This window comes from Halorarius halobius (assembly GCF_024298865.1).
Classification (GTDB): domain Archaea; phylum Halobacteriota; class Halobacteria; order Halobacteriales; family Haloarculaceae; genus Halorarius; species Halorarius halobius.
On sequence record NZ_CP101161.1, the window covers coordinates 2,694,669 to 2,720,589 of the forward strand.

General features: G+C 70.2%; 23 protein-coding genes and 1 tRNA gene. 11 read left to right on the forward strand and 13 right to left on the reverse strand.

Annotated elements, in window-relative coordinates:
- Positions 1-20: 20 nt before the first annotated feature.
- Together NL112_RS14480 and NL112_RS14485 are read right to left on the reverse strand one after the other, a co-directional pair.
- Positions 21-509 (reverse strand): hypothetical protein, encoded by a 489-nt coding sequence (locus NL112_RS14480; RefSeq protein ID WP_255149555.1) that lies wholly within the window; start codon positions 507-509, stop codon positions 21-23.
- A gap of 49 nt (positions 510-558) precedes the next feature.
- Positions 559-1,059, reverse strand: coding sequence for a macro domain-containing protein (locus NL112_RS14485; RefSeq protein WP_255149556.1), 501 nt, complete (start codon positions 1,057-1,059; stop codon positions 559-561).
- 90 nt (positions 1,060-1,149) lie between these two features.
- Between NL112_RS14485 and NL112_RS14490 the strand changes: the two genes are divergently transcribed.
- The 6 genes from NL112_RS14490 to NL112_RS14515 all read left to right on the forward strand — a co-directional run bounded on the left by NL112_RS14490 (position 1,150) and on the right by NL112_RS14515 (position 5,851).
- Positions 1,150-1,560: a hypothetical protein gene (locus NL112_RS14490; RefSeq protein ID WP_255149557.1), complete on the forward strand. Its 411-nt coding sequence runs from the start codon at positions 1,150-1,152 to the stop codon at positions 1,558-1,560.
- Between the two features lie 46 nt (positions 1,561-1,606).
- Entirely contained in the window at positions 1,607-2,380 is a 774-nt protein-coding gene (locus NL112_RS14495) for an inositol monophosphatase family protein (protein WP_255149558.1), read from the forward strand.
- 51 nt (positions 2,381-2,431) lie between these two features.
- Positions 2,432-3,151 (forward strand): YqjF family protein, encoded by a 720-nt coding sequence (locus tag NL112_RS14500; protein ID WP_255149559.1) that lies wholly within the window; start codon positions 2,432-2,434, stop codon positions 3,149-3,151.
- A 157-nt stretch (positions 3,152-3,308) separates the two neighbouring features.
- On the forward strand, positions 3,309-3,758 hold the full coding sequence (locus NL112_RS14505) for a PH domain-containing protein (protein WP_350356176.1): 450 nt from the start codon (positions 3,309-3,311) through the stop codon (positions 3,756-3,758).
- Positions 3,755-5,203 carry a PH domain-containing protein gene (locus NL112_RS14510; protein WP_255149561.1) on the forward strand — a complete coding sequence of 483 codons (1,449 nt, stop codon included), beginning with the start codon at positions 3,755-3,757 and terminating at the stop codon, positions 5,201-5,203. Before NL112_RS14505 ends, NL112_RS14510 begins: the two co-directional genes overlap by 4 nt.
- A gap of 15 nt (positions 5,204-5,218) precedes the next feature.
- Positions 5,219-5,851 carry a DUF998 domain-containing protein gene (locus NL112_RS14515; RefSeq protein ID WP_255149562.1) on the forward strand — a complete coding sequence of 211 codons (633 nt, stop codon included), beginning with the start codon at positions 5,219-5,221 and terminating at the stop codon, positions 5,849-5,851.
- On the opposite strand, the gene NL112_RS14520 is transcribed toward NL112_RS14515, so the two are convergent.
- The 3 genes from NL112_RS14520 to NL112_RS14530 form a co-directional block, all read right to left on the reverse strand.
- A complete protein-coding gene (locus NL112_RS14520) occupies positions 5,845-5,979 on the reverse strand; it encodes a hypothetical protein (RefSeq protein ID WP_255149563.1) in 135 nt (44 codons plus the stop codon). The genes NL112_RS14515 and NL112_RS14520 overlap by 7 nt on opposite strands.
- A 112-nt stretch (positions 5,980-6,091) precedes the next feature.
- Positions 6,092-7,015: an NAD-dependent epimerase/dehydratase family protein gene (locus NL112_RS14525; RefSeq protein ID WP_255149564.1), complete on the reverse strand. Its 924-nt coding sequence runs from the start codon at positions 7,013-7,015 to the stop codon at positions 6,092-6,094.
- An 83-nt stretch (positions 7,016-7,098) separates the two neighbouring features.
- The gene (locus NL112_RS14530; protein ID WP_255149565.1) at positions 7,099-8,106 is read right to left on the reverse strand and encodes a glycosyltransferase family 2 protein; all 1,008 of its coding nucleotides are present in this window, start codon (positions 8,104-8,106) and stop codon (positions 7,099-7,101) included.
- A 191-nt stretch (positions 8,107-8,297) separates the two neighbouring features.
- On the opposite strand from NL112_RS14530, the gene NL112_RS14535 reads away from it, so the two are divergent.
- The 3 genes from NL112_RS14535 (at position 8,298) to NL112_RS14545 (ending at position 11,731) form a co-directional block, all read left to right on the forward strand.
- Positions 8,298-8,382, forward strand: a tRNA-OTHER gene (locus tag NL112_RS14535).
- A 202-nt stretch (positions 8,383-8,584) separates the two neighbouring features.
- Positions 8,585-9,907 carry a hypothetical protein gene (locus tag NL112_RS14540; RefSeq protein ID WP_255149566.1) on the forward strand — a complete coding sequence of 441 codons (1,323 nt, stop codon included), beginning with the start codon at positions 8,585-8,587 and terminating at the stop codon, positions 9,905-9,907.
- 66 nt (positions 9,908-9,973) lie between these two features.
- Positions 9,974-11,731, forward strand: a complete 1,758-nt coding sequence (locus NL112_RS14545) for an asparagine synthase-related protein (protein ID WP_255149567.1) — start codon at positions 9,974-9,976, stop codon at positions 11,729-11,731.
- Here NL112_RS14545 and NL112_RS14550 read toward each other — a convergent pair.
- From NL112_RS14550 to NL112_RS14560, 3 genes are all read right to left on the reverse strand, one after another.
- Positions 11,691-12,776, reverse strand: a complete 1,086-nt coding sequence (locus NL112_RS14550) for a lipid II:glycine glycyltransferase FemX (RefSeq protein ID WP_255149568.1) — start codon at positions 12,774-12,776, stop codon at positions 11,691-11,693. The two genes, NL112_RS14545 and NL112_RS14550, sit on opposite strands and share 41 nt — an antisense overlap.
- 72 nt (positions 12,777-12,848) lie before the next feature.
- Positions 12,849-13,907, reverse strand: coding sequence for a lipid II:glycine glycyltransferase FemX (locus tag NL112_RS14555; RefSeq protein WP_255149569.1), 1,059 nt, complete (start codon positions 13,905-13,907; stop codon positions 12,849-12,851).
- A gap of 5 nt (positions 13,908-13,912) precedes the next feature.
- Complete coding sequence (locus NL112_RS14560) at positions 13,913-15,532, reverse strand: alkaline phosphatase family protein (protein WP_255149570.1); 1,620 nt, start codon at positions 15,530-15,532, stop codon at positions 13,913-13,915.
- A gap of 437 nt (positions 15,533-15,969) precedes the next feature.
- Here NL112_RS14560 and NL112_RS14565 point away from each other — a divergent pair, with 437 nt between their 5' ends.
- Together NL112_RS14565 and NL112_RS14570 are read left to right on the forward strand one after the other, a co-directional pair.
- Positions 15,970-17,730 carry a hypothetical protein gene (locus NL112_RS14565; RefSeq protein ID WP_255149571.1) on the forward strand — a complete coding sequence of 587 codons (1,761 nt, stop codon included), beginning with the start codon at positions 15,970-15,972 and terminating at the stop codon, positions 17,728-17,730.
- Positions 17,731-17,835: 105 nt separating this feature from the next.
- Positions 17,836-18,699, forward strand: coding sequence for a ParB N-terminal domain-containing protein (locus tag NL112_RS14570; RefSeq protein ID WP_255149572.1), 864 nt, complete (start codon positions 17,836-17,838; stop codon positions 18,697-18,699).
- 2 nt (positions 18,700-18,701) lie between these two features.
- Here the strand turns inward: NL112_RS14570 and NL112_RS14575 are convergent, their stop codons facing one another.
- The 5 genes from NL112_RS14575 to NL112_RS14595 all read right to left on the reverse strand — a co-directional run bounded on the left by NL112_RS14575 (position 18,702) and on the right by NL112_RS14595 (position 25,707).
- The gene (locus NL112_RS14575) at positions 18,702-19,886 is read right to left on the reverse strand and encodes a DegT/DnrJ/EryC1/StrS family aminotransferase (protein WP_255149573.1); all 1,185 of its coding nucleotides are present in this window, start codon (positions 19,884-19,886) and stop codon (positions 18,702-18,704) included.
- 56 nt (positions 19,887-19,942) lie between these two features.
- The gene (locus tag NL112_RS14580; protein WP_255149574.1) at positions 19,943-21,412 is read right to left on the reverse strand and encodes a flippase; all 1,470 of its coding nucleotides are present in this window, start codon (positions 21,410-21,412) and stop codon (positions 19,943-19,945) included.
- 12 nt (positions 21,413-21,424) lie between these two features.
- The gene (locus tag NL112_RS14585) at positions 21,425-23,224 is read right to left on the reverse strand and encodes a hypothetical protein (RefSeq protein WP_255149575.1); all 1,800 of its coding nucleotides are present in this window, start codon (positions 23,222-23,224) and stop codon (positions 21,425-21,427) included.
- A 96-nt stretch (positions 23,225-23,320) separates the two neighbouring features.
- Positions 23,321-24,364, reverse strand: coding sequence for a glycosyltransferase (locus NL112_RS14590; RefSeq protein WP_255149576.1), 1,044 nt, complete (start codon positions 24,362-24,364; stop codon positions 23,321-23,323).
- Positions 24,361-25,707: a nucleotide sugar dehydrogenase gene (locus tag NL112_RS14595; RefSeq protein WP_255149577.1), complete on the reverse strand. Its 1,347-nt coding sequence runs from the start codon at positions 25,705-25,707 to the stop codon at positions 24,361-24,363. The genes NL112_RS14590 and NL112_RS14595 overlap by 4 nt, the downstream gene beginning before the upstream one ends.
- Between the last annotated feature and the right edge of the window lie 214 nt (positions 25,708-25,921).

Below are 25,921 nucleotides of genomic sequence, written 5' to 3' on the forward strand. Positions count from 1 at the left end.
CGGCCCGGAGCGGTCGTCGACTACTCCAGGCGGGCGCGGATGTAGGCGGCGGCACCGCCGACGACGGCCATCGGCGCGGCCGACTGGAACACGACGGGGACGATGGCCGACGGCGAGAACGGGCCGCCACCGCCGCCGCCACCGCCCGAGGAGTACTGGCCGATGACCATGAACGTCAACAGCAGGGCCGTGAACGCCATGGCGATGAAACCGACCGCGGACGCGACTCCAGCGAGCAGGGCGGCACCGCCCGGGCGGTCGTCGTAGGCCGCGCCGGTGACGACCCCGGTGCCGCCGGCTACCAGCGGCCCGAGCGCGAACGGCGTCACGATGTCGACGATGAGCACCAGTCCGACGACGGTGCTGTCGAGGGGGTTGGTGCCGGGCTCGACGAGCTGTTCGATGAGGAACGCGAGCGTGAAGTTCTGTGCCAGTCCGACTCCGACGCCGACGGCGAGGAACAGCCCGACGCCACCCGCGAGATACCGCACCGGCCGACGCTGTACCATGGTGGCCGACAGCGACGGTCGCGGCTTAAAACCCGCCCGTTCGCGCTCGTCAGTCCGACGCGACGGCCCGGCGCACGGTCTCGTACTCGGCGTCGTCGTACGCGATGAACCGCACGTCAGCCAAGTTGGACGGCTCGAACGCCCGTATCTCGGCGGCGATGAGGCGTGTGCCCGCCGCGAGGTCGAACCCCGCGACGCCACAGCCGAGTGCCGGCATCACGAGCGAACTACAGCCGCGGTCGTCGGCGGCCTGCAGGGCGTTGCGGGTCGCCGCTCGGATGGACGCCTCGGTCGCCTGCCCGTCGCCGTAGTGGGGCATCGCGGCGGCGTGGACCACGTAGTCGGCGTCCAGCGCGAAGGCGTCGGTCACCGCCACCTTCCCTAACTCGACGGGGCCCTGCTCCATGGCGGCCTCGTTCAGTCCGTCGCCGGCCGCGCGCCGGAGCGCGCCGGCCACGCCCGACCCCATCCGGAGGCTCGTCCCGGCGGCGTTGACGAGCGCGTCCGCGGACTCTGCGGCGATGTCGCCCTGTACGACGCGGAACTCCATGCCCGAGGGTTGCGGCCCGCGGGACAAAAAGGTGGGTCGGGGCCCGAACTCGTCGCAACTATTACGACGGCACTCCCCGAACCACGGCCGATGTCGCAGGCCGCTCCCCCGGAAATCGTCGATATCGACGCCGACGCCGCGCTCGAGGCGGCGCTCAACACGGAGGCGACGGTCCACAGCCTCGTCGAGTTCGACAAGGACGAGTTCAACCCGCTGTACGTCTCCGAGGCCACCCGTGGGCTGTACGAGTCCGACGACGAGATGGCGGCGCACTTCGAGCGCATCCACGGCTACGTCAACATCGACTTCATGGAGACGGACCTGTTCACCGTGGACCTGTTCGACGCCGCGGAGCGGGTCCGCTACAAGGTGACCGCGCTCGACGTGGTGACCATCGTCCGGCTGTACCTCGACGACAACACCGGCCTGTTCATCGCCATCGAGCGTGGCGACGCGGCGGAGCCGCTGGTCGCGGCCATCGAACAGTCGCTCACCGAGTGAGGTGTGCATCGACAGCGATTTGTCGGGCGTCCGCCACGCAGTTGCCGTGAGCGACGCCATCTCCCCGCTGGAGGCGACGGCCGTCCGCGCCTGCGAACTGGCCGGCCGCCGCTCCCTCGACGCCTTCCGCGACGGCCGCCCCGACGGCGACTACCGCGAGGGCGACGTGACGACGGCGCTCGACGCCGACTGCGAACGGCGCATCGTCTCGACGATTCGCGAGGCGTTCCCCGACGACGCGGTGCTGGCCGAGGAGCGCGGGCGCGTCGGCGGTGACGCCGCCCGCGAGTGGGTCGTCGACCCGCTCGACGGCACGAACAACGTCGCCGCCGGCGTCCCGACGTTCGCGCACGCCGTCTGCGTCCGCGACGACGGCGGCCCCCTGCTGGCAGTGGTTCACGAACCGCTCCCCGGCGACACCTACGCCGCCGCCCGCGGCGAGGGTGCGACCGTGAACGGCGACCCCATCTCGACGGGGACGCACCTGCCACTCGCCCAAGCCACCGTCGCGCTCGTCCCGGGCTACGGGGCGCTCGCCGACCACGCCGAGGCGCTCGACGACATCCGTGCGGCACTCGACGGCGGGACGAAGCGCGTGCTGGAGTCGTGGGCGCCCTGCGTCGACTGGGGTCTGCTCGCCCGCGGAGCCATCGAGGCCGTCGTCACGTTCCACCCCGACGTGTGGGAACAGCCGGCCGGGTCGCTTCTGGCACGCGAGGCCGGCGCGGCCGTCTACGAGACCGGGCCGCTGGGCGTGTTCGCCGCGGACGACGCGACCCGCGAGGCCGTCCGCGAGACCCTGCCCGACACACTCCGCTGAGACCGCTTCTGCGAGCGACACCCCGAAGTCGGCTCCGGACGTAGTTCCGGCATGGCCGAGGCCACCGCGGGACACACGCTCTCGGAGCCGGCCCTGCTGGAGATGACATGGCGCGACGTCCTCTTTGCCCACTGGGACGTCCCCCCGGCGGTCGTCGCCGAGACGCTCCCCGAGGGGCTGACCGTCGACACGTTCGACGACCGGGCGTGGCTCGGCGTCGTCGGCTTCCGCATGGAGGACATCCGGCCCCGCGGCGTTCCGGTCGGACTCTCGTTCGGCGAACTCAATCTCCGGACGTACGTGCGCGACGACGACGGCGCCCCGGGCGTCTACTTCTACAACCTCGACGCCAGCGACCGGTTCGGCGTCGCAGTCGCCCGGCGACTGTTCCGGCTACCGTACTACCGCGCGGCGATGGACATCGAGCGTCGGGGCCGTCGGGTGTCGTTCCGCTCCAGTCGCGTCGACGAGGACCTGCCTGCGGCCGACTTCGAGGCCACGTACGGTCCGGCCGGCGACCGGTTCGAGCCCGAACCGGGCACCCGCGCGTTCTTCCTGACCGAACGCTACCGCTTCTACACCGAGAACGACGCCGGGCGGCGCTACTACGGCGACATCGGCCACGCGCCGTGGTCGCTGGCGCCCGCGACCGCGGAGATACGCGAGAACGGCCTGTTCGCGGCCAACGGGTTCGACCATCCGGACGGCGAGCCACTGTGTCACTACGCGCCGCGGCTCGACGTGCGCGCCGGCCGCCTCCACCGTGTTTGATTAGTAGCCGGCCGTTCAGATGCCGGTAATGAGCGACGACGAGGTGGTCAGCGCCGTTCGCCGGGTGGAGGAGAGCGCCGACGCCGGCGACAACGGGGGCCACGAGGCGGCCGAGGAGGGGCCGCCGGTCGGGGAGCTTACCGGCCCGGAGCGTCGGTTGAACGGCAAGGTCAGGTATCTGTGGGCGGGAAGAGCCACGCTGGCCGCGCTGGTGCTCGGGGCCGTCGTCGGCGTCGCCGCGTTCGCGCTCGCCGACCTGCTGTGGCCGGGGGTGGTGACGTTCGCGGTCCTGTGGGCGGTGGGGCTCGCGCTCGTCGTCGCCCGCTACCGGCGGTGGCGCTACGAGGTGCGCGACGACTCGCTTTCCCTCGACCGGGGCGTGTACGCTCACGTCCGGACCGTCGTCCCGTACGTTCGCATCCAGCACGTCGACGTCTCGCGGGGCCCCGTCGAGCGGGCGCTGGGGCTCGCGTCGGTCGTGGTCTACACGGCCGGCTCGCGGGGCGCTGACGTGACCATCCCGGGGCTGACGCCCGACCGAGCTGACGACCTCCAGCGCCGGCTGAAGCGGCTCGCCATCGCCGCGGAGGGTGAAGACGCGGTATGAAACTGGACCTGCTGTCGGTGCCGTACCGCGCGGTCGACTCGCTGACACGGCTGGCGTGGATACTCGTGTTCGCCACGTTCGGCTCCCAGCAAGCGTTCGGTCTCCAGGTGGCGCTCGTCGTCATCGGCGTCGGTCTCGTCGTCACCCTGGCGTACCAGTACGCCTACGTCGCGCGGTTCGATTACGAACTCACCGAGGACACGCTCGACATCCGTTCGGGCGTGCTGTCGGTCCGCACCCGGGAGATACCGTATCGGCGCGTCCAGAACGTCGACCTCTCGCGCAACCCCGTCCAGCGCGCGCTCGGGCTGACCGAGGTCCGGGTGGAGACGGCCGGCGGCGGTGAGACCGAAGCCCGACTCCGCTACGTCGACGACGAGGAGGCCTCACGGCTCCAGCGCGAAATCGGTCGCCGGAAGCGGGGCGACACCGCCGAGGAGGACGCCGCGGAGACGGCCGAACAGCTGTACGCCATCACGCCGACCGAACTGGCACTGCTGGGCGTGGTGAAGGTGGACCTCCGGCTCCTGTCGTTCGCCGTCGCCGTCGTCCCGCTGTTCGTGCCGTCGGTCTCCCCGGAGTTCCCGCTCGCCTCCCTTCTCACGGTCGCGCCGGTGCTTCTGGCGGGGCTGGTGGCCGTCTCGCTGGCCGTCTCCTCCGTGAGCGCGGTCACCGCCTACTACGGGTTCCGGCTGTGGCGGAGCGAGGACGAACTCAGATACGAACGGGGGCTACTCCAGCAGTACACCGGGACCATCCCGCTCGACAAGGTGCAGTCGGTGACGATTACGGAGAGCGTCATCGCCCGACGGCTCGGCTACGCCTCGCTCGAAGTCGAGACGGCCGGCTACGCCCCCGGCGAACAGCAGGGCTCCCAGTCGGCGGTGCCGCTGGCCGAGCGCGACCGGGTGCTCTCGCTGGCCCGACAGGTCGAGCCGTTCGGCGACCTCTCGTTCGAGCGGCCGCCCAAGCGGGCGCGACAGCGGTACGCCGCCCGGTACGCGCTTGGCGTCGCAGTGCTCGTCGGTGTCGCGTACGCCGTCGCGCGGTTCGCCCCCTTCCAGTTGCCGGTCCCCTGGCAGGCGGTCGCCGGGCTGTTCGTTCTGGTGCCGCCCGCGGCGCATCTGAAGTGGCGCAACCTCGGCGTCGCGCTCGCGGCGGACCACGTCGTCACTCGCGCGGGGTTCTGGACCCGCTCGACCAAGGTGGTGCCGTACTACCGGGTGCAGACGCTCGTCGAACGGGCGACGGCGTTCCAGCGCCGCCGCGAACTGGCGACGCTGGTCGTCGATACGGCCGGTGCGACGGGGCTCGGGCGGATGGACGCCCGCGCGCTCGACGTCGACGCCGGCCGCGCGAGCGAACTCCGCGAGCGACTGGAGGATGAACTCCACGACGCGCTCGTCGAGCGGCGTCGACGCCGCGTGTCGCCCGCCGACGATTGACCGGTGCTTATGTAGGTGGCGGCGGACGTCGACCTCACGATGGAGCGTCGTCGCGTCTCAGCGATGGCCGGCTTCGCCGCAGTCGCCGTCTCGCTGTCCGGCATCCTCGTTGCGGTCGGACTCGCGCCGTGGTTCGCGTGGCGGACCGACGCGCTCTCGAACCTCGGCGTCGCCACCGGCCCGGAGCGGCTGGTATTCAACGGTACACTCCTTTTGACCGGCGTTTTGGGGCTCGCGTTCCTCCCGGCGCTCCGGACGACGATGCGGGCGACGGCCCACCGCGTCGCGCAACTGCCGCTCGTGGTCGGCGTCGTCGCCATCGCTGGCGTCGGCCTCTTCCCCGCGGGCCACCCGTACCACTTCCCGCTTGCGGCGACGGGGTACCTCGGGTTCATCGCCGCGCCCGTCGCGTACGGCGTCGGTGATTTCTACGTCGGGGCGCGGCGCCGCGCGGCCGCGACGGTCGCCAGCGGACTCCTCCATCTCGGCGTCTGGGTCGCCTGGGCGACCCTGCTGGACGACGCGCTTCCCGGCCTCGCAGCCCCGGAGTTCGTCGGCGCGCTCCTGTTCAACGCGTGGGTCGCGTACACGGCCGTTCGTGTGTACCGGACGGGGACGCGGGGACGGAACGACGCCCGCGCTCAGTAGCTTTCCATCACCAGCACGGAGCAGTCGTGTCCCGTGTTGTCGGTGTGTGATTCGGCCCGCGACTCGGCGCCCGCCCGCGAGGGGTGGAACCCGATTTTGCCACACGCACCACAGCGAATCTCGTACATTGCACCCGATGGCGACGAGGGAATGAAGAATAGTTATAGACTCCTTTGGGGCGTCGGTCCCCCCGTCGGTGGGCGCGGCGTCGCTCGAGGTTCGTGTCGGCCGGTAAGGCGACTATACCAGCGTCGCCAGACCCTCCCGGAGCCGCACCGAGGGCTCGAACCCCAGCGTGCGGTGCGCCTTCCCGACGTCCGCACAGGAGTGGCGCACGTCGCCGGAGCGCGGGTCGGTGTGGCGGACCGGCGCGTCGCTGTCGGTCACGGCCTTGACGGCGGCGGCGAGGTCGTTGACGCTCACCTGCCGGCCGGTGCCGAGGTTGAACGCTTCGCCCGTCGCGTCGGACTCGGCGGCCGCTACCAGGCCGTCTACCGCGTCGCTGACGTGGAGGAAGTCGCGGGTCTGTTCGCCGTCGCCGTGGACCGGGATGGGGTCGCCGGCCAGCGCGCGCTCGAGGAACACGCTGACGACGCCGCTGTAGTCGCTGGCGGACTGCCGCGGCCCGTACACGTTGAACGGGCGGACGACCACCGCCGGCAGGCCGTACAGGTCGGCGTACAGCCGCGCGTACTGGTCGACGGCGAGTTTGTCGACGCCGTACGGGGACAGCGGCTCGAGGGGGGCGCTCTCCGGCGTCGGCACCTCGCTCGGGTCGCCGTAGACCGCGGCGCTCGAGACCGCGACCACCCTGGCGTCCGCTCGGCGGGCGGAATCCAGCACCGCGAGCGTGCCGTCGACGTTGACGGCGTGGCTCTCGAGTGGCGCCTCGACGGAGCGGTCGACGCTCACGACGGCCGCGAGATGGAACACGGCGTCGACGCCGTCGACCGCCTCCGCGACGGCTTCGCGGTCGCGCACGTCGCCGTCGACGAGCGTCACGCCCTCCGGGAGGTTCTCACGGCTCCCGGTCGAGAAGTCGTCGAGAACGCGCACGTCGCAGTCGTCGGCCAGCGCGTCGACGAGGTGGCTCCCGATGAACCCCCCGCCGCCGGTCACGAGCACGTCACGTCCGGGAAGCGTCGTCGATGGTCCTGCGGACACGGCGGAACGACCACGACGCGTCGGCTTAGTAATGCGGCGGGGTACCCTCGACCCTACCGGCGGGCGGCGGCGGTAGCGACCGGTTACTGGTCGCGGTCCGACGGCTCCTGGAGGTCGGCGTTGTCGACGGCGTCCGCGAGCATCGCCACCACAAACGAGAGCAGGCCCAGAACCGACAGTCGGGCCCCTTCTCGGTTCCGGAGCCACGCGAGCGCGCCGCCGACCGTCAGCGCGCCGCCCCCGAGATAGCCGAGCGCGACCGGATGGGGCGCTCCCCGGAGGTACTTCCGTCGGAGACGCCGAAGGAACCCCCGCAAAAGCAGTAGCGACACCGCGGGCACGTACGTCGACAACGTGATGTGGCTGGTCTCTTCCTGGTAGACGGCGCGGTGGGGGACGTCGACGATGCGGGTGTCGTGGGTGTTGAGCCGGACCAGCAGGTCGTTACACCAGCCGTAGCCGTCGTAGACGGCCTCGAGGTCGATGCGCTCCAGCGCCTCGCGTGCGATGGCGGTCGACCCGTTCTGGGAGTCGGTCATCGACCAGTAGCCGCTGGCGACCCGCGTCAGCCCCGTCAGCAGGAGGTTGCCGACGAGGCGTACCGACGGCATCGGTTCCCTGTCGTCCGCCCCGAGGCGGTTCCCTTTCGCGTACTCCGCGCGGCCGGCCGCGACCGGTGTCACGAGCCGCTCGACGAGTTCGGGGTCGGTCTGTCCGTCGCCGGCGATGAGCGCGACCACGTCGACGCCGTCGGCGAGCGCGTGCCGGTAGCCGGTCTTGACGGCGGCCCCGGCCCCGCGATTCTCGTCGTGGCGGACGGGGACGACGACTCGGTCGTCGCTCCCACCGTCGGTCGTCGCCGGCGGTGGCTCTCCGCCCGCGTCCGGGGGGTCGACGGGTGCCCCGGCCGAGCGGGCGGCGTTCGCACGCGCGGCGGCGACCTGTATCGCCGCCCACGTCCCGTCGGTCGAACCGTCGTCGACGACGTACGCACGGTCGACGACCCCGGGAAGGGTCGATATCACCTCCCCGATGAACGGCTCCTCGTTGTACGCCGGGACGACGACGGCGACCGTCTGTTCGTTGTACATGGTTCGTGTCGGGTGCCCGCTGGCTACCGCCCGCCCGTCATTTGTTATTACGTCCGTACCGTCGCTCGGCCGCTGAGACGCCGCGGACCGTCAGCCTGAGCCACGCTGGCTCGACTCCAGGCGACGCTCGGCCGGCGGCGGTAACGCGACGATAACTACGTCGCTCCGGCCGGTAGGGCCGACCGTCGCCTGGAAGGGTCGCTCAGTTGGGAGAGCACCACCGGTCGCCCGGTGGGGGCCGAGAGGCCTCGCGCGGTTCGAATCCCGCCCCTTCCGTTCCTGACCGCCGCCTCACCAGTCGTCGAACACGGTGTCGCTCGAGGGGGCCCCGCTCGCTGACACCCATCATGCGGCGGGAAACCACGCTATAACGAAATGCGTAGCTTGCCCGTTCGGGGACGAGAGACCAGTGATGAGACGGAGAACGTTTCTACGCAGTGCGACGGTCGGTATCGGCGTGCTCGCCGGATGTAACGTCATGGACCGGGAAACGGGGTCGCCGACGGAGAGGTCGCCGTCCCGGACCGACGGCACCACGACCGAGACGGCGACCGGGACGGAGACGGGGACGGGGACGCCGTACCCCTACACCGAACGGTTCGACCGGGTCGTCGACGTGCGCCAGCGGGGCGCAGACCCGACCGGCAACGAGCCGATAAACGACGTACTGGAGGCGAACCGGGGAAACGACACGCTGTTCTTCTTCCCGCCGGGTACGTATCTGATGTCCGACCCGTGGGTCGTACGGGAGTTCTCGAACGTCGGTGTCGTCGGCCGGGACGCCACGGTCACCATCCCGCCGGGGTACAAGAACTACCTGTTCGCGTTCGGCGAACCGGACAGCGCGCGTGGCCTGCTGTTCGAGGGGGTCGACTTCGACTGCTCGGCCCGCGACTCCGGCGCGCGCGTGCTGGAGGCCCGCATCGACGACGGACTCGAAGTCCGGGACGTGACGGTCCGTGGCGTCCAGGAGGTCGACTTCGCGGCCACCAGGTTCGACATCACCAGCGAGTCGGGACGCGGCGTCGTCGAGCGGTTGCGACTCCCCGACGGGGGCGTCGCCCATTCGCGGGCGGTCGGCTGTTACGTCGGTGACCAGAGCTACGGGGCCCTGGAGTTTGTCGACTGCCGGATGGAGTCGTTCCCGAACAACGGCCTGTACGCCTCCTCCTCGAAGGGGCCCCTGGTCGTCCGCGGCGGCTACTACGCGAACAACGGCATCGCCAGCGTCCGTGTCGGCAACGGCGGCGTCGTCCGCAACGTCAGGGTCCGGTGTGACGCCGGCGACAACGGGTTCGAGAACATGCGAGGCATCCGCCTCCGCAACGGCGCGTCGGCCCGCGTCGAGAACTGCACCGTGGAACTCATCGACGTGACGTACAGCGACGGTGCGATAGTGGTCGAGGAGTGGCTGGAGTCCGCCACGGTCCGGGACACGACGGTCCGCATCGACACCGACGGCATCGCGGCGCTCCGGGTAAAGCCGCCGGCTCCGACCGCGACCACCGCCGCCTCCCGGCCGGCGCTCACCTGCCGGGGGGTCGACATCGTCGGCTCGGCGGCGGACAACGCCGCCGTCAGCGTCAACAGCCGGAACGGCTGTCTGTTCAGGGACGTCTCGATACAGCAGTCCGGCCGCCGGCGCAACGGCATCCATCTCGAACAGTCGACCGGCAACCGCATCACGAACAGCGTCATCGATGTGCCGGGGGAGGCTATCGTGCTCGAGAACGCGACCATCGACACGACCGACACGCGGATAGGGACGCCCCGACCGACGTCGTCGACGGACGGCGCCTGACCCGCCCGGGTCGAGCGGGCAGGCGGCACCTAACAAAGCCCGCCATCACCCAAGCGGGGCACCGTAATGGTCGGAATCGTCGGGGGAACCGTGAGCGGTTCCTCGCTGTCCTCGATGGTCGAACTGCTCGACAGGGAGCCGTGGTACGACACCGAGCGATACGAGCGGGGCGACGCCGGCGTCGCGCTCGTGAGCCACGGGGCGAAGGACCCCGCAGGCCGGGACGCCAGCGCCGGCGACGGCGCCGCCGGCGTGCTCCACGGTGCAATCACCAACCGCGCGGCGCTCGGGCTGGAGGGGCCGGCGCTGTTCCGCGCGCTCGTCGACCGGCCGTCAGCGGTCCTGCCGCGGGCCGACGGCCCGTTCCTCGCGGCCGCAGTCGACGACACGGGCGAGCGGCTGACGCTGGCGACCGACACGCTGGCGACGCGGCCCGGTTACTACGCCGAGACGCCCGGCGGAATCGTGTTCGGCTCGGAACTGAAGGCGGTCGCCGACCGACTCCCCGACCCGCAACTCGACGAGGCCGCGGCGGGCGACCTCGTGTCGTTCGGCTACGTGCTCGGGGAGAAGACGCTGGTCGAAGGGGTGCGCGCGCTTCCCCCTGGGTCGTTGCTCCGGTACGACGACGGCGAGGTGTCCGTCCGTCGCTACTGGTCGCCGGAACTCGGGCGGGCGAGCGTCGACGGCTACGTCGACGACACGGTCGACCGCTACCGGACGGCCGTCGACCGGACCGCCGACACGCTCGACGGTCGGGTGGGCGTCTGGCTGTCGGGTGGGCTCGACAGCCGCGCACTTGCGGGCGTGCTCAGGGAGGCGTACGGCCCGTTCCGGACTATCACCTACGACTCGAACCCGAGCGACGGGTCGAACCTCGCGCCGGCCCGCGAGGTCGCCGACCACCTCGGCGTCGAGAACAGCGTGGTCGAGATGCGGCCCGGCGACCCCGCGGAGACGCTGGGGAAGGCCATCGACGCGACCGACGGCATGGTCGCGTGGCACGTCGTCCACAACCCGGGGTTCGTGTTCGACGGCCTCCACGACGCCGTCGACGTGATACTCGAGGCGGCCCCGCAGGGCGAACTGTTCGGCGAGGACATCTGGCTCCACAACATGATGGACAGCGCCACGCCCGCGGAGGCTATCAGCCGGAGCTTCCCGCATCTGTCGGCCGAGGAGACGCGCGCGGTCGTCGACGCGGACGTGGACCCCGAGGCGTCCATCGCGGACGCCGTCGCCGACAGCGAGAAGTCGACGCAGGCGAACCGCGTGCAGGACACCTGGTTCCGGACGTTCCTCTCGAACTCGCATTTCCGGGGCAACCGCGTCTACCGGAGCCAGGTCGGGATGCGCGTCCCGTTCACCGACCGCGCGTTCCTCGACCACGTCGGGAAGATGCCTCACGAACGGTTCCGCCAGGACACGTTTCCCCTCTCTGGCGGACGAGTACCGCGCGCGATGTCGCCGCTGAAGCGCGACGTCATCGTCGCGCTCGACGACGACCTCGCGTCGATACCGTACGAGCGGACGGGTGTGGCGCCGAAACGCCCGCTGGCGCTCCACGACGCCGCCTACGTCCTCAAGCACCTGAAGTGGCAGGTCACGGGGCGGCCGGTCCGCTGGCTCGACTGGTACCGCGAGGACGACCGCGTGCGGGAGACCATCGACGACTGGCTGGACCGCGCGGCCGCACGACCCGTGTTGGAGGCCGACGGCGTGGCCGACCTGCGCGACCGCCTGCGCGACGGCGACCCCGGCGCGCTCGCGCCGGTCGCCGGGGTCACTTCCCTCGCAGTTTGGACGGAACGATATCTGGACTGAGCCCCTCCGTCAGCCCCGTCACGACGCCCCGCTTGCGGTAGAGGTCGACCAGCAGGCGACCCCAGCGCGTGCCCCCTTCGACGGTGGCGTAGCTCCGTAGCTCCGGGCCGAACTTCGATTTGTAGTCGTTGATGCGCGGGTCACCGGCGCCCATGAGGTCGTACGCGTCGAACCCCCGGTCCATCGCCTCGGACATGACGTGCCAGTCGAGCAGGTCGTTCACCGGGAGTTCGACCGACTCGTCGGGCCGGGCGCCGCCCATCCACCGACCCACCGTGTCGCCGTACTCGACGGCGAGGATGCCGCCCGCGAACGCGCCGTCGACCCGACAGACGTACGGCCGAAGCTGTCCCTCCGGAAGCGCGCGGTACAGCTCAGCGCCGAACTCCGGGGCGACGGTGAACGGGACGCCCTGTTCGGCGTACCGCTCGCGGACGCGTTCGAGGATGAGCGCCGCCCCTTCGGCGTCGGCTTCCGTGAGTTCGATGCTGTCGCCGGCCGACTCGCAGTTGCGGATGTTGTTGCGCGCGTCGCCGCTGAACCCCGACCGCACCTCGTCCGGGGTCCGGGTCAGGTCGACCACGTACGTGAACTCCGGGACGACGGAGCAGTTCGTCCACTTGAACGGTCTGAGGTCCCTGAGTCGGTCGTCGGTGCTCACGTTGACGTACTGGGCGCCGATGCGGTCGGTGAACCAGTCGAGAGAGCCCTCGATGAACGCCCGGATGCGGCGGTCCCGCTTGCGCCGCGACAGCTTCTCGACGTTGACCATCGCCGGGCCGAGCGTCGGCACCCACAGACGCGGGGGTGGGGAGAACACGCCGGTAATCGGCCCTTTCCGGAGTTCGAACGCCGGGAACAGCCCGACCGGCTCCTGACCCTTCAACCCGACGAGCCGGTGGAGTTCGGCCCCAGCGTGGTCGGCCTGCAACTCCAGTGCCGCGTACTGGTGGAAGAAGGTTCCCTGTGGTGAGCGTTCGACGAGCCGATCCCACCGGTCCGGACCGATGCTCGCCGCATCGGCCGTCTCGATGTCGATTCCCATCGGCCGGCTATCGCGCCGGCGACGGATTTACTATTTCCAGATTACCGACTCGGAGCGGGTCGTACTCCGTGGTTACTCGTAGGCGAACCGTCGGTAGACGTCGCGGGCAAGCCGGTAGGCCCCCCACCGGAGCGGTGCCCGCCCCCGCTCCCACTCGATAGTAGGGACGAACCGCCCGCCGTACCCCTCCTTGTACCGGAACTGGCTGTCCGTGAAATCCGCGCTCGTCGAGCCGAGGTCGTAGTGGTCGTACCCCTCCTCAAGCGCCCACTGGATGGCGTGGGCGTGAAGCCGCTCCGACGGGGCGTGCTCGAAATGCTCCTCGCTCCCCACGCCCGGGAGATAGTGGTGGAGCGTCGACCGCTCCTCGTCCACGAGATAGAGGTACCGCCCGACTACCGTCCCGTCGACGGTGACGGTGACCGCGAGCAGGCGGTCGGCGAGATGGTCCGACAGCGCGGTGAGGAACCGGCGCGGGAACGGGTCGCCGCCGACGCGCTCGATGTTGGCGGCGTAGTCGTCGTAGAAGGCGGCCACGTCCTCGAGCGGCCCGACCGACACCTCGTAGTCGCCGTCGAGCGCCCGGCGTATCGCCTGCCGCCGAGACCGGCTCATCGTCCCGAGCAGGCCGTCCCAGTCGTCGGTCAGGTCGAGGACGAACCGACCGGTCACCACGTCCGGCCGGTAGCCGCGCGAGAGCAACCGCTTCCCGTACCGCAGACTGCCGGCTCGACCGGTCCGGAGTGCGTGCTGGACCGTCCCCCGCCCGTCGCGTGCGACGGCGTCCAACAGCATCGACAGCGTGGTGCGCTCGTCGCTCCCGACGACGGGGCCGCCGTAGCCCGGCGCCGTCGACACGAGCTGTCTCATCGGCAGGCGGTCCAGAAGCGGCGCGTCGACCGGCACCGGCAGTTCGCGGACGATGTTCGGGAGCAACGCCACGGGGTTCCCCTTCTTGGCGACGACGACGTGCCGCACGTCGCGGCCCAGACCCTCCTCTATCGCGCGGAGCCATCCGTAGCGCTGGAACACGCTCCCGATGTCGGACTGCTCGACGAGGTTGTTCCACTGGTTCTCGTTGACGGCCGTCACCGTGTCGTAGCTCTCGAGTTCGAGGTCTGTGTCGCTCATCGGTGTCACTCCAGGTAGCCCAGTTCGGAGAGGCGCGCGGCCACCTCCGCGTCCTCCGTGCGTTCCGTCCGGCTGTCCGCCGCCAGTTCGTAGCGCCGCTCGCCGCAGTCGTCCGCGACGGGCATCACTTCGCCGTCCATCCGTTCGTCGCGCGGGCGGTCGAACGTCGAAAGCACCGTCGGTGCGACGTCGAAGATGTGTGGTGTCCCCGGGTCGGTGGCCCCGTCGAACGCGTCCCCGACGGCGGCGAAACAGCCCATGAGCTTGTGGTTCCACGGCTCCTCGGGCGGGCCGAACGGTCCGCCGCCGAGCTTCGTCGAGAGGGAGACGTCGAACTCCCTCGGCACCGTCACGACATCGACCGCACGGCCGCTCTCGGGGCCGTCGAAGTACGTCTCTCTGGGCACGACGCGGTCGAACACCGGGTCGCCGTCGGGCGTCTCGGCGGCCGCCAGCAGGTCGATGAGCTCCTCGCGGAACGCCTCGTACTCCTCGGGGGGGACGACGCCGTCCGGCTCCCGGCCGTCGAGGTTGATGCGGACGCCGAGTTCGATGGCGTCACGGAGATACACCATCGACTCCCCGAAATCGACCTGCTGTTCGGCCGCGCGGGTCGCCGCGGTCGGTACGTGTCTGGCGACCACCTCACGGAGGCCGACCGCATCGAGCAGGGCCGCGGCCCGCTGGGTCGTGAGGCCCAGGCGGGCCAGCGCGGCGAGCGCCCGTTCGAGCGCCCCGGGCGAGACGGCGGTGTCGTCGTCGCCGGTCAGCAGTCTCGACTCGCGGGCGGTCACCCACGAGGGCATGCCGCGCCCGCCGTTCGTCGCGGTCACGTAGCCGTGTTCGCGGAGGTACTCGTTGACCCGGAACTCCCAGCCGTCGTACCGGCCCATCCCGTGGTCGCTGACGAGCAGGACGTTCGTCGGGTCACAGGCGGAGAGCGTCTTCGCGAGTTCGGCGTCGACGGCACGGTACACCTCCCTGACCGCCTCGTCGTCGCCCGGACGCTCGTGGAACACGGTGTCGGTCTGCTGGAACTGGAGGAAGCCGAAGTCGGGGTCGAACCGCCTGGCGAGATAGCGGAACGCCTCCCCGCGCATCTCGGTGAGACGCCGGTACCAGGCGACCTGTTCATCGTCACCGTCCCTTGGAGCGTACACCCGGTAGGGGCCGATTTCGGCCTCAACGTCCGCGAGCAGGCCGGGCGGGTGACAGGTCGGCTCTTCGGGGGCGACGTACCCCGGTAGTACCGCGCCGTCTATCGGTCGCGGCGGGTTCGTGACCGGCACGTTCACCACGACGCTCGACAGGCCACAGGCGTCGAGGAGTTCCCACACCGACGGCCGCCGAACGTGGCTGTAGTTGACGACGTCCCAGTCGTGGCCCTCGAACCGGAGGAAGCCGAACACGCCGTGTTTCCCGGGGTTGACGCCCGTGTATATCGACGGCCACGCGCTCGCGGTCCACGGCGGTATCTGTGACTCCAGGTCGCCGGCGGCGCCCTCCGTAAACAGCGTGGACAGCGTCGGGAGTTCACCGTCGTCGAACAGCGGTTCCAGCACCGACAGACAGGCCGCGTCGACGCCGACCAGTAGCGTGGTCAGCGTCGAGTCCCCACTGGACATACCCGGCTTGACCCCCGACGCGTGCTTTGTTATGAGAGGCCTACGTCGGCGAAAAGCCGGCGGCCTCGCGCCCCGGCGAGCATGGGCGACTCCCGTGCTACTGCCGGCCAGCCAGCGGGCACGCCGACCGATACCCGTGGCGGCCCACTGCGACCGTTCAGACGTAGCTTACTGGGCGTGCGCGTCGACAGCGCCGTGGTACCCGTCGCTTTGCGAGCACGTATCCGACCCGTACCGGCGTGGGATACGCTCACAAGGATGCGATTCGCGCTCGCTCGCTTCCCCGACTGACGACCGTTGAATAAAGCCGTGCGTACTGGAAGTAACCCTCAGTTTCGGTTGGCGGCAACTAATCGAAGGTAACTGGTAATCAAGACTGTACACCGGGCTGAAAGGCGGTAATAACCGACTTTAGGGGTAGCTCGGTCCTACCGGGCATGCCGGACGACCAGAACGGCAGTAAGGCGAACCACACAGTCGACCGACGCTCGGTCCTCAAGCTCGCCGGTGCGGCCGCGGCGACGACTAGCCTGGGCGTACTCTCCAGTACGGTCAGCGCACGGACGACCGTCGACCTCGGGGAGGAGGGGCTCTCGGAGGGGGACACCATCGACCCGTACCTCGACGAGCACTTCACGGACGGCACCGAGGTCCTGGTGCCGCCGGGCACGTACAACTGGAACGGCGGCGGGTTCCCGGGTGAGGTGTCCGACGCCGCGCTCCGGGGAGACGGTGGCGTGTTCAAAATCGACGGCGGCGACGGCTGGTTCCACGGCCCGGACGTGCTGGCAAGCGGCGGCACGGTGGTCGTCGAGAACATGCAGGTGCTCGGTGAGGTCGGCGGTACCGAGGGCGACCAGTCCGAGCGGGGTAACTTCTCGTTCGGCGCGACCGACCCGAACGCCACCTGCCACGTCCGCAACTTCATCATGCGCGACGGCGCCGAAGCCGGCACCTGGGGTCAGGGCATCTACATCCCCGGCGGACACGCCGGCGAACTAGTGCTCGACGGCATCGACATCCGGTATATGAACAACAACGCCACGTACACCAGCGGCTCCGCGAGCGGGCCGGTCCACTGGCGCAACTCCTACTTCGAGAACAACAACGTCTCCTCGATTCGGATGGCGTCCGACGGCTCGACCGTCGAGAACTGCGTCGTCGTCAACGACGACACGACCGACGCACCGGTCCAGAACCAGCGCGGCATCTGGGTCCGCGAGGAGGGCGAGAACATGGAGATTCGTGACTCGGACGTCTACTACACCCACACGGGCGCGGGGTCGAGCTACCCGGTGCAGATTCTCCCCCGGGACGCGGGCGGAAGCGGCCACATCCAGGGGCTCCGCGTCTGCAACGACAACGGTGCCTCGGCCGTCGACCGCGACGGCGGCGACTGGTCGGGCGACGACATCGACGTGACGGGGTCGGGCGACCTCTCGGTCCCGGACGACTTCACGAACGTCTGTCAGGGCGACGGCTGTGAGCAGGCCCGGTCGTCCGTCGACGGAACGGACGACTCCGACAGCTCCAGCGGGGACAGCTCCGACGACGACGCGACCCAGCCGCCCAACAGCCTGACCATCCAGGGGAGCGGCTACACCGACCCGGTCCAGTACACGTTCTCCGTCTCCGAGACGCTCCAGAAGGGGCCGGAGGCGGACGCCGCGGACACCGTCGACGGGACGACGGCCTCCGGCACGGTCGGGGGAACGGACGACTTCTACTTCGGCGGCGAGGTGACCGCCTTCGAGATGAGCGGTCCGGGAACCGTCTACCTGAACGGCGAGGAGGTCGACCCCTCCACCCTGGGGAGCGACTCGACGGACGGGTCGGATTCGACGGACGACTCGACGGACGACTCGACGGACGACTCGACGGACGGGTCGGACTCGACCGACGATTCGGACTCGACGGACGGCTCCACGACGCTTCCGAACACCATCGTCATCGACGGGACGCGGACGCGGAACGTCAGCGAGTACACGTTCGCCGTCTCGGGCGATGTCGAGCGGAGCAGTTCGCTCAGTACGGTGACGGACGGCGGCCTCGCGTGGGACACGCTGACCGACCGGACGGACGGCAACACGGTGGTCGGCGTCGTCGGCTCCGGCAAGGACGCCTACCGGTTCTCCGGCGAGGTCACCAGCCTAGACATCCGGGGCTCCGCGAAGGTCGTCATCGACGACGGAAACTGACGCCAGTACGCCCCGGCGTTCGACCGAGTTACCTGTCGCCGGGCGGAACGGACGCCGCGACAGGCGGAGCATAACGAAACGGGCGCCCGCAGAAGCGGCCGGGGAATGGACGTACCCGGAAGTTCATCTAACGGGACTACCGTCGGCCGACTGCTGACCCGCGTGGAGACGGGGCTCCGCCGCGTCGGGCGTCGGGCGATGCGGGTCCACCCCACACTCGAGCGGTCGCTGGCGACCCTCTGGGGGCAGTACGCCCGCGCGTACCTCTGGTACGTGCGGGCCCGCAACGCCGTGGTCCGGCCGTACGGGACCGGCATCGACCCCCTCCAGGTCGTCCGCGTCGACCCCGACCGCATCGAACACCGGACCAACTCGTTCGAGAAGTCGAAGTTCAAGTACGCCGGCGAGGTGATAGACGGCGACTGGGACCGCGTCGACCGCCCGTTCGAGGAGACCGACGTGTACCGCGCCTACGAGGCCCATTTCCGCGAGGGCGTCCCGTGGACGGAGACGGCGTTTTTCCACCGCGTCGTCGACCAGATAGCGGCGGGGAAGACGATGTGGGGGTGTACGACGCGCGCGGAGTTCGAGCGGCGGTGTCGCCGCATCGACCGTCTCTACGAGATAATCCGCGACCACGGCTACAAGAGCCAGCGCGAACTGCTCGCGGAGAACGCGCCGGACCCGATAGAGAAGCGGCGCTCGTCGCTGACCGAACGCATCGTCCGCGACGAGGTGGCCGTCAGCGTCGCGCGGGACGGCGAACTGCTGTTCTCCGACGGCCGCAACCGGCTGGCAATCGCCAAGGTTCTCGGCCTCGACGAGATACCGGTGTGGATACTCGTGCGTCACGCCGACTGGCAACGGTTCCGCGCCGCGGTCGCCGACGGCGAGCGCGACATCGAGGAGCTTCCGGCGGACGTCCGCGACCACCCCGACATCCGGCCGCTGTTACACGACGGAGCCTGACCTCAGGAGTCGCCGTCGCGGAGTTCGTCGACCAGTGCGTCGGCAGTAGCGTCGACGATGCGCCACGGGAGCGCCTGGTGGGTCGGGACGACGAGCATCGTGTCGTGGAGTTCGACCGCGCCGGGGAACTCCTCGAGCGACGGCTCGCCGTACGCCATCCGCCACCGAAACCGCTCGGCGGGGAACCCCAGTCGACGGAGGCGGTGGAACAGGCGGTCGCGGAGGTCCGGACCGCCGGGGAGCCTGACGGCGACGCCGTAGGGACAGCCCCCGTCGTGGACCGCCGGTGTGAGAAGCTCGAGCTCCGGAACGTCGCGTAGTCGGTCGCGGACCCGGCTGTACCGGTCCCGGCGGGCACGAGCGATGTCGGTCGGCTCGGACCGGCTGAGACCCAGCCGTGACAGCCGGCCAGGAGCGGCGTCCGGCGGCCCGCTCGGCGCGGAGAGCCCGTCGCCGTTACGGTCGATTTCCGTGATGCTTGGCGTCGTCGACGGCGGGCGCTCGGGTAACAGCGACGCTATCGGTCGGCCCAGAGCGGACACCAGATACGACCGCTCGGGGATGCTCGTGGCGGGCTGTGGCACGTGCGCCTCGCTCGCCACCACGAGGCCGCCGTGGGGGGCCGGGAGCACCTTCCGGAGGCTGAACAGCGAGATGTCGCCCGTCGTCCCCAGGAGCCGCCCCTGGTCGTCGCGGCTGAACAGCCCGCGGGCACAGTCCTCGACGACGGTCGCGCCGACGTCGCGGGCGGCCGCGGCGAGCCGACCGAACTCCTGGTCCGGGAAGCCGAGGTAGTGGACGAACAGCACGACCTCCGGCTCCAGCCGCTCGATTCGGTCGGCCAGCCCCGACCGCAGGGAGAGCGACCGCGTGACCGGGTAGTAGGACACGTCGATGCCGAGGTCGTGGAACGGCCAGACGGCGCTACTGGAGATGAACGCCGGCAACAGCGCCGTGTCACCGGGGCCGAGACCGAGTTCGGCCAGTGCCGCCCGGAGCCCCGACCGCGCGTACGCGTACACGGCCCGGTTCCCCGGCGGCACCCAGCGGTCGTCCTGGAGCCAGCCGGGAAGCTGTGTGGCGCTTGCCGGAAGCCACCGGAGATCGAACCGGGGGAGTACCTCGACCGTACCACGTCGCCAGGCCCGTCTCAATGGGTCGAGAGACAGCGCTCCCGGAACCGTCATCCTCCGGAGGCTCGCCTTCTCCACGTATAGTTATCGTCGGCCTACCGGGCGACGGGTCAGATGAGATACGAGGTCACCCACTCGACGTCGACGGCGCCGCTCACCACCGCCAGCACCGCCCAGGTTGACCCCCCGAGCGCGACCACGGCCAACAGCGTCGGCATCGAGGAGACGTACGGCATCAACGCGACGACCACCCCCGCGACGACGACCGAGAGGCCGGCGCTCGCGGCGGCCGCCCGCGCGAGCCCGCCGAGCCGGAGCGATAGCTCCTGGTGGATGTAGTAGACGTTGACCGCGGTGTACGCCGAGTAGGTGACGACGGTCGCCACCGCGGCCCCGACGACGCCGAACACGGGTATCAACAGGAGGTTCAACCCGAAGTTCGCGCCCGCCATCCCCATCTTCGCTATCGCCCGCGAGCGGGCCCGGCCCAGGTAATCGAGGCCGTCGCTCGTCGTCTTGTTGACGGCGTGGACGAGGATGAACACGCAGAACACCTGCAACACGGGGACCGCACCGAGATACGTCGAGCCGAACACGAGCCGAACGAGCGGCCGGGCGACCAGCCAGAGCCCGACGCAGGCGGGTGCGTACAGCAGGAGGACGTGGCCGAGCGACTGCTCGTAGAGGCGGGCGGCACGGCCGAGCTGTTCGCTCGCCTTCTGTTCGCCCAGCGCGGGCGAGATGGTGAACCCGAACGAAGACGCGGGGACGACGCTGAAGTCGGATATCTGCTTGGCGAGCACGTAGTAGGCGACGGCGGTCGGGTTCAACAGCGCGCCGACGAGGATGGTGTCGACCCGGTTGTCGATGACGCCCGCGCTCCGGGTCGCGGTCAGCGGCACGCTGTACCTGAGCACCCGTCGCAACAGGCCCTCCTCCGGGGTCGTCGTCTCCTCGTACTGGCGGTAGAACCGCCGGTAGAGCACGACGCCACCCAGCAGGATAGCGAGCACGAACCCCGCGATGTAGCCGAGCAGGACCCCGATGGCACCGAACCCCAACAGGACGAGCGCGACCCCGACGACGAGGCGGCCGACGCCGGTGACGACTTTCATGACGGCGCTCCAGTCGACCCGGTTGAACCCCTGGAACACCTGCACGATGTAGGCGTAGCCCGCCCGCGTGACGACGTAACCGGCGCCGAGTGCCAGGAACGGCGCCAGCGACGGTTCCTCGAGCAGGTCCGCGAGCGGCCCGCTGATGACGGTCAGCATCGCCGCGACGACCCCCGCGAGCACGACGGCGACAGCGACCGTCGCGCGGAGCAGGTGCCGCACCTGGCCGGGGGACGTCTCGGCGTACTCGGTGACGAACCGCGCGGCCGACTTCGGGAGCCCGAGCGAGCCGAGAATGGCGACGATGGCCAGCACCGACAGCGCGTAGTGGAGCATCCCGTAGGCCGGGGCGGTGAGCAGGTACCGGGTCAGAACCAGTATCAGCACCGCGTTCGACACCGAGTACAGTACCTCCGCCACGACGTTCGCCTTCAGTCCACGACTGATCCGGTCGGCGAGCGACATCGGCGCGTCGGGTTACGCCGACTCGTCGGGGTAGTAGTAGAGCCGGAACTCGCCGGTCGATTCGACCCGAGCGACGCCGGGCTGGTTCCGAATCGTGGCGAACGTCTCCCTGGAGTAGCGGAACCCGTCGTACAGCACCAGTTCGCGTTCGACGTCCCGTTCCGTGATGACGACGTACCTGCGTTCGTCGAAGAACTCGCCGAAGGTCGCGGGGCGCAGGTCGGTCGGCACGCGGTCTGACCGCCCGGGGAACGTCGCGGCCGTCTCCGACGTCGGCCCGTATATCGCGTCGGCGTACCGGCCCTGGCCGGCCCTGATGCCGGTGAACTCGACGCCCGGCTGTCGGGCCGCGAACGCCGACTCGTAGCCGGCGTACTCGGCTTCCGAAATCTGGTCGTTGGACTGGAAGATGAACGGCGAGGGGTGGACCGTCGCGAGCGTCAACACCAGCAGTAGCGCCACGCCGACCGTCGAGAGGGTCCCGCGGGCGGCCGGCGGGCCGACGCCCGCGTCGAGCAGGTGGGTGAGTGCGGCCGCACCCAGCAGGGTGACGAGCACCATCCCGAAGCCGATGTACCGGAAGTAGTGGTCACCGGCCGCCGAGAGGAACAGCAGGACGACGCCGGCCACGACCGGCACCATCCCGACCGTGAGGTACTTGTTGAGGGCGTTGTCGTCGGGGAAGGCGTCGTCGAGCCGTCCGCTGACGCTGTAGAGGCCGAGTCCGGCCGCGAGCACCGAGAACAGGAGGCTCCCGAGGAACAGTTTGACGAACAGCGACGCGAAGCTTCCGCCGACGCCGGCGACGGAGCCGGCGGTGCTCGCTATCTCACCGCCGGGTTCGACGATGCCGGCGGCGCTGGCGAGGACGCCGGCGATGCCGGCCTGCACCCGCGGGTGCCGCGGCGCCCACAGCAGGAACACGACCGAGAGCACGACGAACAGTGGCAGAAGCGAGCGGTGGGCGGCGACGGCGCCTTCCGGTCGGTACCGGCGCGCGAGCGTCTGGACGCCGACGACGGCCGCGAGGACGGCCAGTAGCGTCAGCCCCTCCTCCGGGTGGACGAGTATCAGGCCGGTGCCCGCCAGCGCGGCGAGTCCGCCGGTCGCAGTGACCGCACCGAGGCTCCGCTCGCCGAACTCGCGGCTGGCGTGCGCGAACAGCAGGAACAGCACGAACGGCAGGAACAGCACCGCCTGGCTCGACGGGTGGGCGGTGAGATGGGTGCCGACGTTGTTGAGCGGCAACAGCAACAGCGCGGCGAACAGCCCGACGAGCGGGCCGCGCCGCGAGCCCGTGGCGAGCCCGACACACAGCGGCACGAACAGCAGGAACACGACCACGAACAGAACGACGGCGTACTCGATGGCGCGGGTGAGGGGGACGCCGAACACCGCCGCCTCGAACACGGCGAGCGTGTGAACGCCCGGATACAGCAGGTCGGCGGGAGCGAGCGTACCGGCGGCGATTTCGCGTGCCCAGCCGAGATGTGTCAGGGGGTCCGCGGGGCCGGCGAAATGGTAACCACGGACGACGGGGAGGCCGACGACGAGCGTCACGGCCGCCCCGGCCAGCACCATGCTCACACGGCGCACGTCCGCCTGCACGCCGGCCGATAGTCCGGCGACCAGCGCGGTGGCCAGCGCGATGCCGATGCCGGCCCAGAACACCACGGGCGAGGCGGCGTACACCGACAGTTCGTAACCGGTCGCCGGCGCCTCGTGGGCGGCCACGGCGGCGACGGCCACGCCAACGAGTCCGACGACGAGCGATACTTTCCCGAGCCGAGTCGTCCGAGCGTGCGTATGCATGATGGCTGTTCGTCGCGCGGAGCGCACGACCTGTTTGCCCGCTTTGCCGCCGGAACGGGCTTTGTTATGGGTCGTGTTCCGTCGGGTAACGGCGGGTTACTCGCGGGCCTCCCGGCGGTTCGCGGCCCGCTCCGCCGGGCGACCAGGGCGTTCGCCACCCTTGCCCATCGCTCGCCGGTAGACGGACAGTAACCGGTGGCCCATCCGTTCGAGCGTGATATCCCGAACCGCCTCCCGCCCGTCCGAACGCTCTCCCCGTTCGAGAACTTCGACGAGCGCGTCGACGAGTTCGGCGTCCGAGCGGCCGACCGCGGTGTTCGCCACCCCGGATAGCCGCTCGCGTACGTCGCCCACGTCGGTGGCGACGACCGGGAGCTGACAGGCCAGCGCCTCCTTGACTGCGTTCGGCGACCCCTCGCGTTTCGATGTGAGGAGCATGGCGTCGGCGGCGTTCATGTACGTCGCCACGCGCTCGTGGGGGACCCCCGAAACCGCGTGCAGTTCGACGGGGGCATCGAGCCGGCGGTCCGCGTTCTCGGCTACGCGCTCGGCTCGCGGGAAGTTCTTCACCTCTCGGTCCGGCGCGTAGGGGAACAGCACGTGGAGCGCCTCGGCGGACCAGCCGAGTCGGTCGCGGGCCGCTTCGCCGTCCATCGGGCGGAACCGCTCGGTGTCTACGCCGTGGGGAACGACGTGGCAGGGCTGGTCGAGGTCGGCCGCCATCGCCGCCGACATGACGACCGTTGCGTCCGCCCGGGTGGCACACCACCGGCTCAGCCAGCCGAACTCGCCGTGGAGGTCCGTCCCCCACAGCGACACCACGACGGGCCGGGTCGGCTGGGCGAGCGCGGCCGGCGCGGTCAGCCCGAAGTTGGCGTGGACGAGGTCGTAGTCGTCGAGGCCGTGGTCGAGCACGCGCGGATAGAAGCGGACGTAGTCGGTCACCGACCGGCGTCGCCCTGCCTCCGGGTCGTGCTCGCCGGGCACCTCGAGGACGGTGCAGGTGGCGCCGAGCCGTTCCAGTATCCGGACCTGGTCGTCGAAGAAGGGGCGCGGCGACGTGACCAGTTGGAGCACGTCGAGGCCCGCGTCGTCGCTCTCGGGGGTGAGGTCGGCGGTCGGCGGGCGCTCACGGCTCATAGCCGTCGGTAGTCGAAGCCGGCCGCGCGCGCCTCGTCGGCGTCGAACAGCCCCGACACGTCGACGAGCACGGGCGCGTCGGCGAGCGCCTCGGCCATCGCGTCGAGGTCGAACCCCGCGAAGGCGTCGTGGGGCGTCGCCACGACGACGCCGTCGAAGCCGTCGAACGCGAGCGACGACTGGAGGTCGAGACCGACGTGGCGGCGGACCTCGGCGGGGTCGGCGTGCGGGTCGTACCCCTGGACCGACACGTCGAACGTCCGCAGTTCCGCGGCGATGTCGGCCACCTTCGAGTCCCTGATGTCACCGACGTTCGGCTTGTAGGTGACTCCGAGCAGGAGCAGTCGGCTCTCCCCGAGCACCTTCCCGCGTTCGTTGAGCGCCCGGAGCGCGAGGTCGGCGACGTGGCCCGGCACCGACTCGTTCACGCGACGGCTCGTCAACAGCAGGTCGGTCGTGAACCCGGCCTGCTCGGCACGGTGCGCCAGGTAATGTGGGTCGATGGGGATACAGTGGCCGCCCACGAGGCCCGGGCGGTACTCGTCGTGGAAGTTCCATTTCGTACCCGCGGCTTCCAGCGCGGCGTGGACGTCGACGCCGATGTGGTCGCAGGCCATCGCCAGTTCGTTCATCAGCGCGATGTTCACGTCCCGCTGGACGTTCTCGAACACCTTCGCGGCCTCCGCCGCCTCGATGGACGGGGCCTCGTACACGCCCTCGTCGGCGACCGTCCGGTACAGCTCCGCGAGTTCGGCCCGGACGCGGTCGGTCTGACCGCTGACGATTTTCACGACGCCGTCGAGCCCCCGGTCGGCGTCGCCGGGCGAGGCCCGCTCGGGCGAGTAGCCGACCGCGAACTCCTCACCGCAGGTGAACCCCGAGGCATCCTCGATGGCCGGCACGAGTACCTCCCGGGTCGCACCGGGGTACACCGTCGACTCCAGTACGACCGTCGTGCCCGGCGAGAGATGTTCTCCCACGGAGCCTGCGGCCGCCTCGACGGCGCTCAGGTCGGGGATGTTCCCTTCGCCCAGCGGCGTCGGGACCGTGATGACGACGTAGTCGGCCGTGGCGACCAGCGCGGGGTCGGCGGTGAACGAGACGTCGCTGTCGGCGACCTGGTCGTCGCCAAGGTCGCCGGTCGTGTCGGTGCCGTCCGCGAGTCGGCCGACCTTCACGGTGTCGACGTCGTAGCCGACGACGGCGTGACCGGCCCGGTCGAACGCCACCGCGAGCGGCAGGCCCACGTAGCCGAGGCCGACCACACAGACGGTCGCGCCGTCCGCGCGTTCGACTGACGTGAGCACCTCGTTCCGGTCGGCGCCCGGTTGGCTCGCCGTCATCGTTCCGCCCCCGCAGGCAGTCTCGTCGCTCGCTCGTCGTCGGTGACAACGGGGTCGACTGTCAGCATAGACACACAGAAGCCGGACGCGATTTCGCCGCTTTGTAATACTGGGATTACGTGGTGTAGCGACCGTATACCGGGAGAAAGAACAGGGTGGTGGTGCTCTCGGTGGCGACGGTAGAACGCAGAACTGTCTATCTCTTGTCTGGATT